Origin of the sequence: Thermospira aquatica (assembly GCF_023525255.1) — a bacterium.
GTDB classification, from domain to species: Bacteria; Spirochaetota; Brevinematia; order Brevinematales; family Thermospiraceae; genus Thermospira; species Thermospira aquatica.
On sequence record NZ_CP073355.1, the window covers coordinates 1,622,132 to 1,635,362 of the forward strand.

General features: G+C 41.8%; 15 protein-coding genes. 11 read left to right on the top strand and 4 right to left on the bottom strand.

Going from position 1 to position 13,231, the window contains the following annotated elements:
- Positions 1-19 precede the first annotated feature (19 nt).
- From infC to KDW03_RS07840, 6 genes are all read left to right on the top strand, one after another.
- Entirely contained in the window at positions 20-505 is a 486-nt protein-coding gene (infC, locus tag KDW03_RS07815; RefSeq protein ID WP_408648366.1) for a translation initiation factor IF-3, read from the top strand.
- Positions 506-519: 14 nt separating this feature from the next.
- Complete coding sequence (gene rpmI / locus KDW03_RS07820) at positions 520-717, top strand: 50S ribosomal protein L35 (protein WP_271434524.1); 198 nt, start codon at positions 520-522, stop codon at positions 715-717.
- Between the two features lie 21 nt (positions 718-738).
- Positions 739-1,092, top strand: a complete 354-nt coding sequence (gene rplT, locus KDW03_RS07825) for a 50S ribosomal protein L20 (RefSeq protein WP_271434525.1) — start codon at positions 739-741, stop codon at positions 1,090-1,092.
- A 122-nt stretch (positions 1,093-1,214) separates the two neighbouring features.
- Positions 1,215-1,877: a hypothetical protein gene (locus KDW03_RS07830; RefSeq protein WP_271434526.1), complete on the top strand. Its 663-nt coding sequence runs from the start codon at positions 1,215-1,217 to the stop codon at positions 1,875-1,877.
- Positions 1,878-1,946: 69 nt separating this feature from the next.
- A complete protein-coding gene (locus KDW03_RS07835; RefSeq protein ID WP_271434527.1) occupies positions 1,947-2,519 on the top strand; it encodes an RNA polymerase sigma factor in 573 nt (190 codons plus the stop codon).
- Positions 2,503-4,989, top strand: a complete 2,487-nt coding sequence (locus KDW03_RS07840; RefSeq protein ID WP_271434528.1) for an outer membrane protein assembly factor BamB family protein — start codon at positions 2,503-2,505, stop codon at positions 4,987-4,989. Before KDW03_RS07835 ends, KDW03_RS07840 begins: the two co-directional genes overlap by 17 nt.
- Before the next feature lie 475 nt (positions 4,990-5,464).
- Here the strand turns inward: KDW03_RS07840 and KDW03_RS07845 are convergent, their stop codons facing one another.
- The 4 genes from KDW03_RS07845 to KDW03_RS07860 all read right to left on the bottom strand — a co-directional run bounded on the left by KDW03_RS07845 (position 5,465) and on the right by KDW03_RS07860 (position 7,904).
- Positions 5,465-5,599 carry a hypothetical protein gene (locus KDW03_RS07845; protein ID WP_271434529.1) on the bottom strand — a complete coding sequence of 45 codons (135 nt, stop codon included), beginning with the start codon at positions 5,597-5,599 and terminating at the stop codon, positions 5,465-5,467.
- Positions 5,600-5,828: 229 nt separating this feature from the next.
- Positions 5,829-5,969 (bottom strand): hypothetical protein, encoded by a 141-nt coding sequence (locus KDW03_RS07850; protein ID WP_271434530.1) that lies wholly within the window; start codon positions 5,967-5,969, stop codon positions 5,829-5,831.
- Between the two features lie 92 nt (positions 5,970-6,061).
- Positions 6,062-6,592, bottom strand: coding sequence for a hypothetical protein (locus KDW03_RS07855; RefSeq protein WP_271434531.1), 531 nt, complete (start codon positions 6,590-6,592; stop codon positions 6,062-6,064).
- A gap of 154 nt (positions 6,593-6,746) precedes the next feature.
- Positions 6,747-7,904 (bottom strand): integrase catalytic domain-containing protein, encoded by a 1,158-nt coding sequence (locus tag KDW03_RS07860; RefSeq protein ID WP_271434532.1) that lies wholly within the window; start codon positions 7,902-7,904, stop codon positions 6,747-6,749.
- A 452-nt stretch (positions 7,905-8,356) separates the two neighbouring features.
- Between KDW03_RS07860 and KDW03_RS07865 the strand changes: the two genes are divergently transcribed.
- The 5 genes from KDW03_RS07865 (at position 8,357) to KDW03_RS07885 (ending at position 13,116) form a co-directional block, all read left to right on the top strand.
- Positions 8,357-9,403: a hypothetical protein gene (locus tag KDW03_RS07865; protein WP_271434533.1), complete on the top strand. Its 1,047-nt coding sequence runs from the start codon at positions 8,357-8,359 to the stop codon at positions 9,401-9,403.
- Positions 9,404-9,423: 20 nt separating this feature from the next.
- Entirely contained in the window at positions 9,424-10,098 is a 675-nt protein-coding gene (locus KDW03_RS07870) for a hypothetical protein (protein WP_271434534.1), read from the top strand.
- A gap of 378 nt (positions 10,099-10,476) precedes the next feature.
- Entirely contained in the window at positions 10,477-11,544 is a 1,068-nt protein-coding gene (locus KDW03_RS07875; RefSeq protein ID WP_271434535.1) for a hypothetical protein, read from the top strand.
- Between the two features lie 54 nt (positions 11,545-11,598).
- Positions 11,599-12,381, top strand: coding sequence for a hypothetical protein (locus KDW03_RS07880; RefSeq protein WP_271434536.1), 783 nt, complete (start codon positions 11,599-11,601; stop codon positions 12,379-12,381).
- Positions 12,382-12,405: 24 nt separating this feature from the next.
- A complete protein-coding gene (locus tag KDW03_RS07885; protein WP_271434537.1) occupies positions 12,406-13,116 on the top strand; it encodes a hypothetical protein in 711 nt (236 codons plus the stop codon).
- The last annotated feature ends 115 nt before the right edge of the window (positions 13,117-13,231 follow it).

Genomic DNA, 13,231 nt, shown 5'->3' on the forward strand with positions numbered 1-13,231 from the left:
GCTCCGGATTAACGAGGAAATCACGGCAAAAGAGGTAAGACTCGTATCAGGAGCGGGTGAGCAACTGGGGATTGTTCCCATTGAGGAAGCCCTTGCAAAGGCTGAGGAGCTAGGTGTTGATCTGGTGGAGATTGCCCCTCAGGCAGAACCCCCTGTATGTAAGCTTATTGATTATGGCAAATTTCTCTATCAGAGGGAGAAGAAGGCGAAAGAGGCACTGAAGCATCAAAAGATTGTTGAGATTAAGGAAATGAAGCTTAAGCCATCAATTGCTGATCATGACTTTTCCTATCGGGCAAAACAGATGCAGGAGTTTCTCCAGGGAGGCGATAAGGTTAAGATTACCATCCGTTTTCGTGGACGCGAGCGCGATCATACGGAAAAGGGTTTTGTACTGGCAGACAAGGTGATCGAGGCCATGAAAGAATGGGGAACTCCAGAAAAACCCCCAAAACTAGAGGGAAGGCAAATTGTTTTTGTATTAAATCCTAAGGCGAAAAAATAAACGGAGGATAATGTATGCCCAAGCTGAAAACAAAAAAATCCGCGGCGAAGCGTTTTTCAAAGTCCGGGACAGGTAAGCTTTTGAGATCGAAAGCCTATAGAAGACACCTTCTCACACACAAGTCTGCAAAGCAGAAAAGGGGTCTTTGTGGTAAGGCTGTGGTTTACAGAGGTGATGTATCTCGAGTTGAGAAAATGGTTCCTTATTTGTAAGGCAAAAATTGGAGGAAAAATATGAGAGTTTCAACGAGTGTAGTGAGACATAAGCGGCACAAAAAGATTCTCAAGAGAGCAAAAGGTTTTCATGGCGCACGAAAGTTGCGTATTAGGGCTGCAAAAGAAGCCGTCATGCACGCTATGGCTTATGAATACAGGGATCGAAAGCTTAAAAAGAGAGATTTTCGTTCTCTGTGGATTGTGCGTATCAATGCCTTTGTTCGTCAGGAAGGTTTGACGTATAACCGTTTTATTGAAGGCCTTCGCAAGGCAAATGTGACGTTGAATCGGAAGGCTTTAGCAAATCTTGCCGTGGAAAATCCTTCGGCCATGAAGGATCTGGTGGCTCTTGCTAAAAAGCATGTGGGATGAAGTTTTGTAAGCTTTTTTTGTTTGTAGGTGTAACTTTATACTGGGGAGATGTTTCTCTATGGAGTAACATGCTCCCTTTTTTTTCCTACCCCCTTTACATGGGTGAGGATAATCAGTGGTGCATGCGCTACGAAGTTATGGGGATAGAATTTTCTCCTGTGTTGTGGCTCAATGAAATCTCGTTTCTTTATAGTCCTACTGCTGAGGCCAGTGTGGATATCGCTGTGCCTGTGTGGCATTGGGCTTCGTCAGATGTGGTTCTTGGGGATGTGACGGTGGATTTTCGGGGGGTGGTGCTTCGGGATGAGAAGATGCTATGGAGAGTGGTGATGTTTGGTGGGCTTCGGTTACCTACGGGTGTGACTCGTGGTTCGGCAGGGCGACGAATTGAAGGTGTGGAAGTTAGCTATTTTCCTTACAGTAGGGGGGCGTTGGGCTGGCGTGGTGGGGTGATAGGGAGTTTTTTGGGATGGCCAGTATGGTTGCATGGGGTTTTGGGATATATAAGTGAGTATAATGAAACCCAAACACTTCTTGATTTTGATCCTCGGGATGATGGTGTTTTTGGTCAGTTCATTGGGGATAGCCTTTTTCGAGTTGGATGGGGGAGAATACTTGTTGGTGCCGGTGTACTCTCATGGCTTTCTGGTGGAGGATTCTCCTGGGGAAGTGGTGTTCGCTTGTGGCAAAAGACGGTGCTTTTTTTTGATTCGTGGCGGGTGGGTTATGAGGTTTCCCTGGGGGGAGGAATGGATGCTGGGCTTTTTGTCCAGTATAATTTTTAATACAGAATTTACAATAAAAGGTAATTTTCCCAAAGGGGAAATGTCGATAAGTCGATAAGGGGTTGTGTAATGCCTTATGAGAATCTTTCTGACGAAGATATTATGCGGCAGATTCAATCACTTCAAAAATCTCGTCCCACAGATGATTCTATCCGTTTGTATTTTGAGGAATTGTATCGTCGTTATTATCAGCGGGCATATAATCTTGGCCGTTTTTATGGATTGGAAAAGTATGATGCTGAAGATGCTGCTCAGGATGCCTTTTTGAAGCTTCTGTTGCATGGGGACCAGTTTCGTACGAATCAAAACTTTTCTGCCTGGTTTATGCGAATTGTGTTTCGTGTTATTTTAGATAAGTTTCGTGAAAAAAAACGACATGGGTATCAGGATATTGATGAGATTGCAGAAACTCTTGAAAAGGATGACGATAAAAATTTTTTGGAAAAGTTGCATTTTCAGGATGAGCTTCAGCGTATTATAAATAGGACTCCAGAGAAAATTCGGATGGTGATTATCCTACGGGTGTATGGAGAGATGAGTTTTCATGAGATTGCGCAGGTGCTTCATATTTCGCTGAGGCAGGTACATAACCGTCTGAAACAGGGGATGGAGATGTTAAAGAAGTATGGGAAGGAAGGATGAGTTCATGAAACAAGAGACAGATTTTTCTTCTCTGGAAAGACTCCTCTATGATTCGAGGTTTTGTGACTGGCAGGGAGATGCCGCATCGGTGTGGCGGAGGTATGTCCTGATAAAAGAGCAAAAGGAGGTATATATGACAAACTCTTCGTTTCGCTGGGTAATAGCGCTGGCAGTGGTGGTGCTTATGGTGGTGGGAGGTGTTTTTGGAATGGGGTGGCTCTTTGAGTATCAGAAGTTTCAAAAACTTGATAAGGGGGAAGCTATCCTGGTAACCATGACTATTGGCGATGTCAAGGTTCGTAAAATGGGCTCGGATAGCTGGCGTGAGGTGATGGTTGAGGATATTGTGGAGATGGGGGATACCCTTAAAACAGGAGAAGGTTCGGCATGTGAACTTCAGATTGTAGAAAAGGGGGTCTATCGACTTGAAGCGAATACAGAAATGCTGGTGAGCAAGCTGGTGAATCAGAATGATACTCTCCAGGCTCGTATGCACGTGGAAAAGGGTACCCTCGGGCTCAAGCCCAAGAAACTCAAAGAGGGCGAGGTTTTTGAGGTAGAGAGTTCAACGGCTGTAGCTGCTGTTCGAGGCACTGTTTTTATGGTAAATGTTTCCGAAGAAGGGGATACCAAGGTAGCCGTGGTTGAAGGAAAGGTGGAGTTTGCTCCAAAGGTGGCGGCTCTTGATCAAGCAAAAGCCGATGCTAAAATAGACGAGAAGGCGTATGAGGCACTGCAAGAGGTTGTGGCTAAGCCAGTGGTAGTAGAAGCAAACGAAGAGGTTCTCCTTCCTAAGGCTACGGTCGATACGGTGAACAAAAAAGTGGCTGAAGTCGTAGAGGCACAAGCATCCTCCGAGGGGCCTATCACTGTGGAGAAAGTTGAAGAAGTAAAACAAGCTGTTGTGACCAATATTGTGGCGGACATAGCTCCCCAATCTCTATCTTCACAGAAAGCTGAGACATCTTCACTTGTCGCCGTGGTTGTACAAAAGAGAGAGATAACGGAAGAGGCTAAACAGATTTTGGGAACGGTGCAGAATCAAACACCTGTAGGGAAAAAATGGGCTCGAGTAATGTTCTCGACGGATATAGAGGGTGCAGAAGTTGTTCTCAATGGACAGAAGATAGGGATAACACCCCTTGCGAAGGTAATGGAGGTCGATACCACCTATACGGTGACTTTCGAAAAAGAAGGGTATGAAATGTTCACACAGGATCTTGTGATTACAGGAGCAACGAATATTTATGGAGTATTGAAGCCAAAAGAAATAACACAAACAATTTCAGCGGCAGGAGAGGAGTCTGGAGAAACGCTTGATAAGAAACTTGAGGTTCAAGAGCAACCGGGGGAGCGTACGGTAAAACCGGGTGATATACTCTGGGAGAAACCCTTTAGCACACCAGTGTCTCCATTTGTTACGCTGGTAAAACGTGGCAAACCCGAAAATGACAGGTTTGTCTTTGTGGTTGACAATCGTATCGTAATAGTGAATCTCGAAGGAGAGGTAGTGAAAAGCTTTACTGCGGGAACAGGAAGCTCTTACGACTTTTCTATGGTAGCACATCCTTCTGGGATTTTCACAAGAGATGATGATGGTACTATTTACGCATATGACTTTGAGGGGAACCTCAAATGGTCGAAAAAGTTTGCCAAGACTCCCGCATGGGCAGGTATGGGTATAGCAAAAAAGAATCTTGTCGTAGTAACGGTACTGAATAAGATACTTTTCCTCTCGATGGAGAAAGGAGAAATTGTCCAGACAGTTGAGTCAGCTTCTACAGTTTACGCAACACCTTTTATGGTTGATGAGAAGCTCATGGTATATGCTCAGGAGAATGGTCTTGTTGTGGGATATGATACCGCAAATAATCAGATGCTTTGGAAGACAGAACTCTCTGAACGTGTGACATTACCCGTGTATGGTTTTGATGCCAAGGCAAAGAAAGTAGCTGTCATTGCTGTTCCCAACAAATTAATCGGTTTTGATGCTGTGAGTGGTCAGGTGCTCTGGGAGAAAGCACTGCCGGGTGTAAAGTTTACAATTAAACCATTGTCGGTTGGGAGAAAGCTGTATGTTGTAAACAAGAATCAGGTTCAGGTAATAGATATGTTCTCCGGAGCGATAGAGCGAAACTTTACGGCACCAGCAAATATACTGTCTTTCCAGGTTGAGCCCAAAACCCTCTATATCCTTGATGAAAAGGGTAAACTGCAGGCGTATTCTTCTGATGGGAAGGTGTTGTGGACGTATGATGGGGGAACAAATGTTCAGTCTCTGGCTGTTCATCCTGAGGGTGTATATGTGTTTAGAGGACAGCAGGTAGTAAAACTTCTTACAGAAGTTGGCTTCTTCAGAATGAAGCCAGGAAAAAGTAATGGTAGCAAAGGAGGCTTGTACAAACCCCAAAGGAGAAAGGTAGGATGGTCTGGTGAGAGGAGGAAAAGCTCTTTTGAGGTGAGAAAGTGAATCTTCTCCCAGAGGTTTTTAAGAAGGGTGGATTATTCTCAAAAACTCTCTGGGGAGTGATAAAAGCTTAAGAAATTGGCACTCAAGGTGAGTATCGTGAAGACGGTACTCACCTTTTTTGTTAGAGGTTCTGGGCGGTTAGCAGAGGGTGGCAGAGCTTTCAAAAAGAGTTTTTTAAAAGATGGCTACGGGATGATTTTTTAGCATGAGTGCTTGAAAGATAGAGGAAGTTCTGTTTGGGAGATTCTAAAGAAAAATCCCGTTGCGTCAAATAAAAAAGTACTCGAAATTCGAATCATTGCCTCATAAAAAAAAGTACTCAAAAATTCCATACAGTTTCCTCCAAATTTTTGTTTTTTACATTCTTTTTCTTTTGAAGGCTGAAAAGTTTTCTCTGGCAAGCCGTAATTTTTTCTTAGGTGAAACAAATCGAGAGCCTTATAAAGCCTTGTTAGGCTCCTCTTTTGTGCCTCACTTACATAAGAGCTTTTAAAAGCCGTTGGTAGGGAGTTTTAATATCATCATGCTTCTTTGCACCTTGCTTCCGATTCTCTTTTTCTCTGTCATTTTCAACCGTTGAAAAAGTTGGCATAAAGCCTGAGATACGCATAGAGTCGGTTCAAGTAGTAGACTTCTTCCTCGGTATCGTAGCGGAAGTATCCAACATTCTGGCGGACTATGGAATAGTTTTTCTGCTCGACGTAGCAGTTATCATTGAACGCTTCTTCCCCTTGAATTTTATCTGGTGCTTCACACCAATCGTTAGATGATTAATAAATTCAGCACCGTATCAGAATCAATTCCCCGTAACTCAAAAGGAAGTCTTCCTTTGACTTTTTTCATGGCTTTCTTACCCATTTTGAAGCCTTGTTTTTGATTGCCACAAGTTCTGTCCAACCGCTCCAAACATCCACCATATTTAATGTTTGAGCAAAGTCTCCTGCCATTTCCTCCTCATGGGCTACCAGATCAATCTCCATGAACCCAGGGCAATTTTCATCCCACTCTGCCCACGTGCGTATAGCTATTTGTTGCTTTAATAGCGCCCCAGGTTTTGTGCCTTTCGTCCTTTTTATCTCAAGCTTTTACGCTCATGTTCCAAAAGTCGGTCAATACTTGAAGCACTTATATGGCGTAAGTTCTCTATGGCCTGTTGAAAACCCTGGAAATGTCCGTTTGCTAAGAGATTATCTAAAACTTCATTGAGAATCGGCTTTAAGCGTTTGCCACACATGTAGTTTTCAATTTCCCAGACCTTTTTTAGAAGTTTTAGTTCCTCTTCGCCGAATTTTTTCTTTCTGCCAGGTCTTTTGCCCTTTTTGGCTATATCGGCTTTAAGGTAATTTTTTTTGCCTACATATATGGTTTTTCCGTGCTGCCTCAAGAGCCTGGCGGCATAGTTTCGATTTTTTAGGCCTGTTATCCTCACAAAGTAATCCAGTATCTCCTTTTTCTCCTTTTTGCTGGCTTTTTGATATTGTTTTGCCGTTTCCCTGTAAATAGGTCTCCTTTCAAACATCGCCACCCCAATTCCGGTTGGCGAGCCTGTCGAGCCACGGTTGGCGAGCTTGTCGAGCCACGGTTGGCGAGCTTGTCGAGCCATGAACTGGATTATTTTACACAAATTTAAAGTACTTTTTTATTTTGAAGCAACGTTCCCTTTTCGAGTACTTTTATTATGAAGCAATTCGATGACCCCGTTGCGTCAAATAAAAAAGTACTCGAAATTCGAATCATTGCCTCATAAAAAAAAGTACTCAAAAATTCCATACAGTTTCCTCCAAATTTTTGTTTTTTACATTCTTTTTCTTTTGAAGGCTGAAAAGTTTTCTCTGGCAAGCTGTAATTTTTTGTCTTAGGTGAAACAAATCGAGAGCCTTATAAAGCCTTGTTAGGCGTTCCTTTTGTTCCACACTTACATAAGAGCTTTCTAAAAGCCGCTGGTAGGGAGTTTTAATATCATCATGCTTCTTTTGCACCTTGCTTCCGATTCTCTTTTTCTCTGTCATTTTCATAACCGGTTGAAAAAAGTTGGCATAAAGCCTGAGATACGCATAGAGTCGGTTCAAGTAGTAGACTTCTTCCTCGGTATCGTAGCGGAAGTATCCAACATTCTGGCGGACTATGGAATAGTTTTTCTGCTCAACGTAGCAGTTATCATTGGAACGGGAGCTTCTCCCCCTTGTAAATTTTATCTGGTTCTTCTCACACCAATCGCGTAGAGGATGATTAATAAATTCAGCACCGGTATCAGAATCAATTCCCCGTAAATCAAAAGGAAGTCTTCTTTGGACTTTTTCTATGGCTTCTCTTACCCATTTTGAAGCTTTGTTTTTGATTGCCACAAGTTCTGTCCAACCGCTCCAAACATCCACCATATTTAATGTTTGAGCAAAATCTCCCCGGCTATTTCCTCCCTCATGGGCTACCAGATCAATCTCCATGAACCCAGGGCAATTTTCATCCCACTCTGCCCACGTGCGTATAGCTATTTGTTGCTTTAATAGCGTTCCAGGTTTTGTGCCTTTTCGTCCTTTTATCTCAAGCTTTTTACGCTCATGTTTCAAAAGTCGGTCAATACTTGAGGCACTTATATGGCGCAAGTTTTCTATAGCCTGTGGAGAACCGTGGAGATGCCCGTTTGCTAAGAGATTATCTAAAACTTCATTGAGAATCGGCTTTAAGCGTTTGCCACACATGTAGTTTTCAATTTCCCAGACCTTTTTTAGAAGTTTTAGTTCCTCTTCGCCGAATTTTTTCTTTCTGCCAGGTCTTTTGCCCTTCTTGGCTATGTCGGCTTTAAGGTAATTTTTCTTGCCTACATAGATGGTTTTTCCGTGCTGCCTCAAGAGCCTGGCGGCATAGTTTCGATTTTTTAGGCCTGTTATCCTCACAAAATAATCCAGTATCTCCATTTTTTCCTTTTTGCTGGCTTTTTGATACTCTGCTTCGACAAGCTCAGCATATCATTTCGCCGTTTACCTGTAAATAGGTCTCCTTTCAAACATCGCCAACCCAATTCCGGTTGGCGAGCCTGTCGAGCCACGGTTGGCGAGCTTGTCGAGCCACGGTTGGCGAGCTTGTCGAGCCATGAACTGGATTATTTTACACAAATTTAAAGTACTTTTTTATTTTGAAGCAACGTTCCCTTTTCGAGTACTTTTATTATGAAGCAATTCGATGACTTGACAAATTTTCTGATTTACTATATACTAAGAAAAAGGCATTCAGGATTAGTGAGAGAACTGAAAGTAAAAACACCGATTGAAGCTGTAAGAGAATGGTATAAAATAAAGCCTGAGTTGTTTAAAGAGACACCGGATGTATTTCGGGCAAAACTCGATAATTTGATACAACGTGGTGAAACTTGACAATTTCTGATATAGAGAATAAGGGTAAGTTTGGGGAGGTGATAGAAAACCTAAGGGCGAGGATAACGAATGATGGGGATCGTGTGCTTCTTGACCGGCTTCTTAAGGATGTACTCAAGGGTGGTAATACCAAAGAAAATAACAGCAACTTTGTAGCGATAAGGGATAGGCTAGCAACAAACTATTACAAAGATGGTGATTCAAAAGATATGTTAGAAAGAACGAAGCTTCTCAACTATCTCAATGGGCTAAAGTATATCTATGATTTTAGGGATGTTGCAGCTGTAGGTATAGCAAAACAAGCCTGTTGCATGATAGCGAACTATACTCTTGCTGGTGCAAATGGCATATTAGATCCCACCGAGTTTGCCTTTGAGGACTATTTTGTAGAGATGTTTAACAAGGGGCTTGTGGGCTATAGTAAGCTAGAGAATATGTCTCTTTCCTACTTTAATAGTGGAAGCTACAATAGGAGAAGTGGTGCTCCTGTGTATGTATGGGCTCATGGGTGGAGTGATAACATGAAGATAAATGAGCTTAATGGTGGCATACAGCGGGCGAAATTATACGGAGTTATGGATATAGAGGATGATGGTGTAAAGCATCACATGTATTGGTATGTCCGTGCGGATATGATAGGGAAGAGCACGAATCTTTCTCTTGAGTTTAGTGGCGGGTGGTCACTTGAGAAGGTGAAGGCACGCATGCAAGAGCTGAGCAATCGGTTAAATACTTTAATGGGCGATTATGAAAATTCTCGTCAGAGCGATATTCTTAAAAAAATTCGAGATACTCGTAATGCACTGAAAGGATATAAGGACATATTAGATTCCTCTCAAGCTATTTTTGCCAATCTTCGTAGGTTGTATGATGCTTCTCCTCGGTTTTTTATGGTTCAGAGGAAAAGTAATGAGGGTGATACCCATTTCATGCTCGGGATGTATGTTGGTGGCACGCTTAGGCTCTATGACCATAATCCTTGGGGGAAGTGGGATGATATTTGTGACAGGGAAGATTATATTGTGAATTACTTTTGGTATTAAACACAATGGGAGGTTAGTTTATGAATAGGATATATTTAATTTTTGTAGTGATATCAGTCATAGGTATAAGTGGTTGTTGGAACGGGTGTACAGCTCGTTTTCAGAAGGGTGGTGAGGTATCTAAAAGTACGACGAATTTCTCTGATAATGATGTTATGACTAATAGTGGAAGTATAAGCTCGGTAGAAAGATTTGTGAGAGGTATGAATAAAGGAATCACTGTTGGTGGGGATTATGAGGATCCAAGGACAGGTATATTTTACAGTATTTGGATTCGTGGTAAAGAAGATCCCAAATATTTTAATCAGAAGTGGATACACTTTAATTATGTTCTCCCTAATGATCCGGAGCTCTGCATTCATGACTTTCAATATGGTGGGATAGTGTGGGAGAGCTATCGTGTATTTCCAGAGGAGAACATGATAAGTTTTTACAAGGCTGATGGGCGTCATATACTTAGTATAAAGTTTTTAAGTCCATCAAACTTTATACTTTTAGAAGGTGAGATTGTTAGAAGCTATTTTGATGATGGATTTGATCGTGGATACTATAAAGAACTTATGGAGACAAATATTCCTGAGGCTCAGAGGGAGTCAGAAAGACAATCGTTAAGGAATACGATAGGTTGTTTTGCTTCTGTAGGAGGTCCTTTTTCTAATGAGTTTATACCAGATGTGGCTTTCACTTTTTATTAAGGAGGAGACTTACTTATGGTTTCCGCCCCTTGCTTGCGGTGCTTCCGTGAGAGAGGGAAGAACTCTCAGAGAACTAGCCATGAGCTGGGTGGAAGAAAAAAGGTGCGGTAAAACAAATTCCGAGCCACAGGATGTAGGGTAGGTCACGGCTAATACAAGGATGTATTCGCCGTGACGGTAGAAGAAAAAACAAAGCTAAAAGAAAAACCTCCAGCTTGTAGGGTGCAAGAAAAAAATTGGTAAAAGAAACCGCGCAAGGGGCGGAGTGGGGGTTTCAAGGGGGACTAGCTTCAGTCCCCCTTGAGGGAGGAGGGTTAGACTACCACCCTTGCTAGCATGACTGCAGCCTATATTAATACCGACCTTGGTGTTGGTAGGATGGTAGGCAGCTGGGCTGGTAGCTGGGCTGGGAATATATTTGGCGGGAACAACTGGTTTACTGTAGGTATAGAGATGGGTGTGCAGAGGATGACAGAGGGCGTAGTAGAGAGCTCTTTTATGGTTGGGGCGAAGGTGTATGACTTTAAAGCTGGCAAACTGAGGGATGACTGGGCTAGTTTTATTGGCAAGAGTATTCTTGAAAGTGGGATGATAGGTTTTGTTAGTGGGTTTACAACAGGTATGATAGGTAGTGCCCTTGGAGGGACATACACCAATGGGAGTTTTGTATTCTTAGACAAGAAGTCGAGCAAAGCTCTTGGGAAGGAGGTTTATCTTTTCTATGGAGACAAGCTTGATAACTTTGCTAACACTATAGGGAGTATAGCGGGAGAAGCAGTGCATTATGCGTGGGGAGGAAATTTCAGGATAAGCCTTGCGAGTGATGTAGGGATGGCATTTACGCACGATGGGCAGATAGTGAATGACACGAGCGGAGGTATTGGGCTTGTTAACCTTGTGGATGCGATAGGTAGTTTAAACTATGTAGGTTTTCAGTATAAGAATGTTCACGGAGGAGACGAGGGCTTATCGAGGATAAGTTATGTAAATATGGGATATTTAAGTGGGGATGATTTTGGTATGAAGACTTCTATGGATATCATTAATGGGAAGAAAAGTTTATTATTTGACCTTGAAGAGGAAGGGCATTATGGAGAGGCTGGGGAAGATACCATACATCTAAATAAGAAAGCAATTACTGAGAATACAGCAGAAGGTCTTCTATTTTATACTTCTACAGTAGTGAGGGAAGGTGTATTGATTGATTCTGGTCTTGTAGGGAAGGATAGGATGACAGCGTATGCGAGGGAGCTTGGAGCTACGGGGATACAGAAAATGGTACTGGATAATCAGCAAGGAATTTTGGGAGTAGATGTATATGATGGAAGCAGTGAGTATTCGAAGGTTGCAAATTTAATTGCCTATGCGACTGAGACAGGGGATTTAAGCTTGTTTAACTGGGAAAGTGGAAATGATGGATTGATTAAAGAGTTGGGGTTGATATAAGGAATCAGAGGAATAATGTAAGTAGGGGAAAACGGAAAGAGGATTGCTGATGGAATGTGTAATCTTACAGCATTAACGATAGCACTTGTGAGTATGCCGAATAATAAGGACTTAAGGAAGGTAGTAAGCATAAATGATCCGGTTTGGTTCTTCAATGAGGGTGAAAGACAAATAGAGGATGAACTTGAGGAGAGAAGGAGAGAGATGAGTTCATATTTGAAAATTAAGTATGGGGTAGATGGAAGGACATGGTATTCAACTCTTTTTGAACTTGCTCTAGCGAGTGGAAGTATTGAGCCGCCTGTGGATTATAAAGTCTATACAAATGGCTGCGCCCAGTGGTGGTATAAGGATGGAATGGAAGCTTTGCATAATTGGGGTGGTAAAAACAAGGGGAAGCCAACCGTTGATGATGTAAAAAAATTTTACTTCGATTTGAGAAAGAGAATGAAGCCTGGTGATCAAGTCATAGCGGGAGGAAGATTCAACGCTATTTATGAAGATAATAATACAACGAATAGATTAGGGCATGTTATATATATCAAGGAGATAACAACGAATGGCTTAATAATAGTTGATCCATACGGAGGGTATATTAAGTATGCAATGCAGAACTATGGTAATTTCAAATATAACAATATAGAGGATAATTTGTACAGGCGGAATGATAAGATAAATGAGTTTACTCGAGAATTTACCTCGTACTATTTTCTGCCATGGGATAAGGTATATGAGCATGGGGTAGGAAGAGGGGCATTGCTTTTACTGAGGCCAAATATGGATATAGCTGATAATTTTTCTCGTCAATTGTGGAAAAAGTGGTTTTTTGGAAAGTAAGTTCAGAAAGGAGGGAAAGGTAAGATGAAGAGAAGGTTTATATTAGGGATAATGATAATATTAAATCTTACAACCTGTGGGGAGAGTAAGCTTAAGGTAGATGAACTTAAGATAATAGAAACAAAAATAGTAAGCGAAAGTGAGCCTAATACGAAACCCAAAGAGGAGTTTTTGGATGGAATTATGCGAATGGCTATATGCATAGTTTCTGCCAGTAGCCCCTTGGTTGATGCATACAATTCCTGGGAGATCACTCATGGAAAAGAGATAATGGAGTTAGCTGATGAGGATCCAGCAACAGCCTGGATAAGTCGTGATGATGGTTTGACTCACTATCTGTGGTGTCGTATCTATCACTTGACTGGTTATGATATAAAGCGGAAAGATCGTTTACCATATGCGATAGATATATTACCGGGGTGGGCAAAGAGTAAGAAAACATATAAAGTATATAACAGGCCTAAAAGGATAAGATTAGAGTTATATCATATTCCTTTTCGTTATGCTAGGAATCAGTATGAGGACAGCTATGTGTTGGAAGACGAGATTAGATTGATATATGTAGTTATTGCAGAGTTAAGAGATGAGCTTGCATGGCAAAGAATAAGAATCAATATAGAAGACAGCAAAGAATATTTGGGAGAAAGAATGGCTGGTCGTTTAGTTATAAAGGATATTTATCCTGGTATAACCAATCATACAGCTATATCTATGATACGATTTGTTTATAAGTAGGAGGAAGAGGAATAAAAAGTGATACTATAGTACTGAAAAACTAGCCTCTTCTTTTACAGTAGGAAGCGAAATTAGCAGAGGGCGATGCCGATTTAAGAGCGAAGCTTGCGTATTA

Excerpts from the sequence above, each read along its gene's own strand:
- rpmI (WP_271434524.1), top strand. The coding sequence starts at position 520 with ATGCCCAAGCTGAAAACAAAAAAATCCGCGGCGAAGCGTTTTTCAAAG.
- rplT (WP_271434525.1), top strand. The coding sequence starts at position 739 with ATGAGAGTTTCAACGAGTGTAGTGAGACATAAGCGGCACAAAAAGATT.
- KDW03_RS07830 (WP_271434526.1), top strand. The coding sequence starts at position 1,215 with ATGCGCTACGAAGTTATGGGGATAGAATTTTCTCCTGTGTTGTGGCTC.
- KDW03_RS07835 (WP_271434527.1), top strand. The coding sequence starts at position 1,947 with ATGCCTTATGAGAATCTTTCTGACGAAGATATTATGCGGCAGATTCAA.
- KDW03_RS07840 (WP_271434528.1), top strand. The coding sequence starts at position 2,503 with ATGGGAAGGAAGGATGAGTTCATGAAACAAGAGACAGATTTTTCTTCT.
- KDW03_RS07845 (WP_271434529.1), bottom strand. The coding sequence starts at position 5,599 with ATGCGTATCTCAGGCTTTATGCCAACTTTTTCAACGGTTGAAAATGAC.
- KDW03_RS07850 (WP_271434530.1), bottom strand. The coding sequence starts at position 5,969 with ATGGAGATTGATCTGGTAGCCCATGAGGAGGAAATGGCAGGAGACTTT.
- KDW03_RS07855 (WP_271434531.1), bottom strand. The coding sequence starts at position 6,592 with ATGGCTCGACAAGCTCGCCAACCGTGGCTCGACAAGCTCGCCAACCGT.
- KDW03_RS07860 (WP_271434532.1), bottom strand. The coding sequence starts at position 7,904 with ATGGAGATACTGGATTATTTTGTGAGGATAACAGGCCTAAAAAATCGA.
- KDW03_RS07870 (WP_271434534.1), top strand. The coding sequence starts at position 9,424 with ATGAATAGGATATATTTAATTTTTGTAGTGATATCAGTCATAGGTATA.
- KDW03_RS07875 (WP_271434535.1), top strand. The coding sequence starts at position 10,477 with ATGGTAGGCAGCTGGGCTGGTAGCTGGGCTGGGAATATATTTGGCGGG.
- KDW03_RS07880 (WP_271434536.1), top strand. The coding sequence starts at position 11,599 with ATGTGTAATCTTACAGCATTAACGATAGCACTTGTGAGTATGCCGAAT.
- KDW03_RS07885 (WP_271434537.1), top strand. The coding sequence starts at position 12,406 with ATGAAGAGAAGGTTTATATTAGGGATAATGATAATATTAAATCTTACA.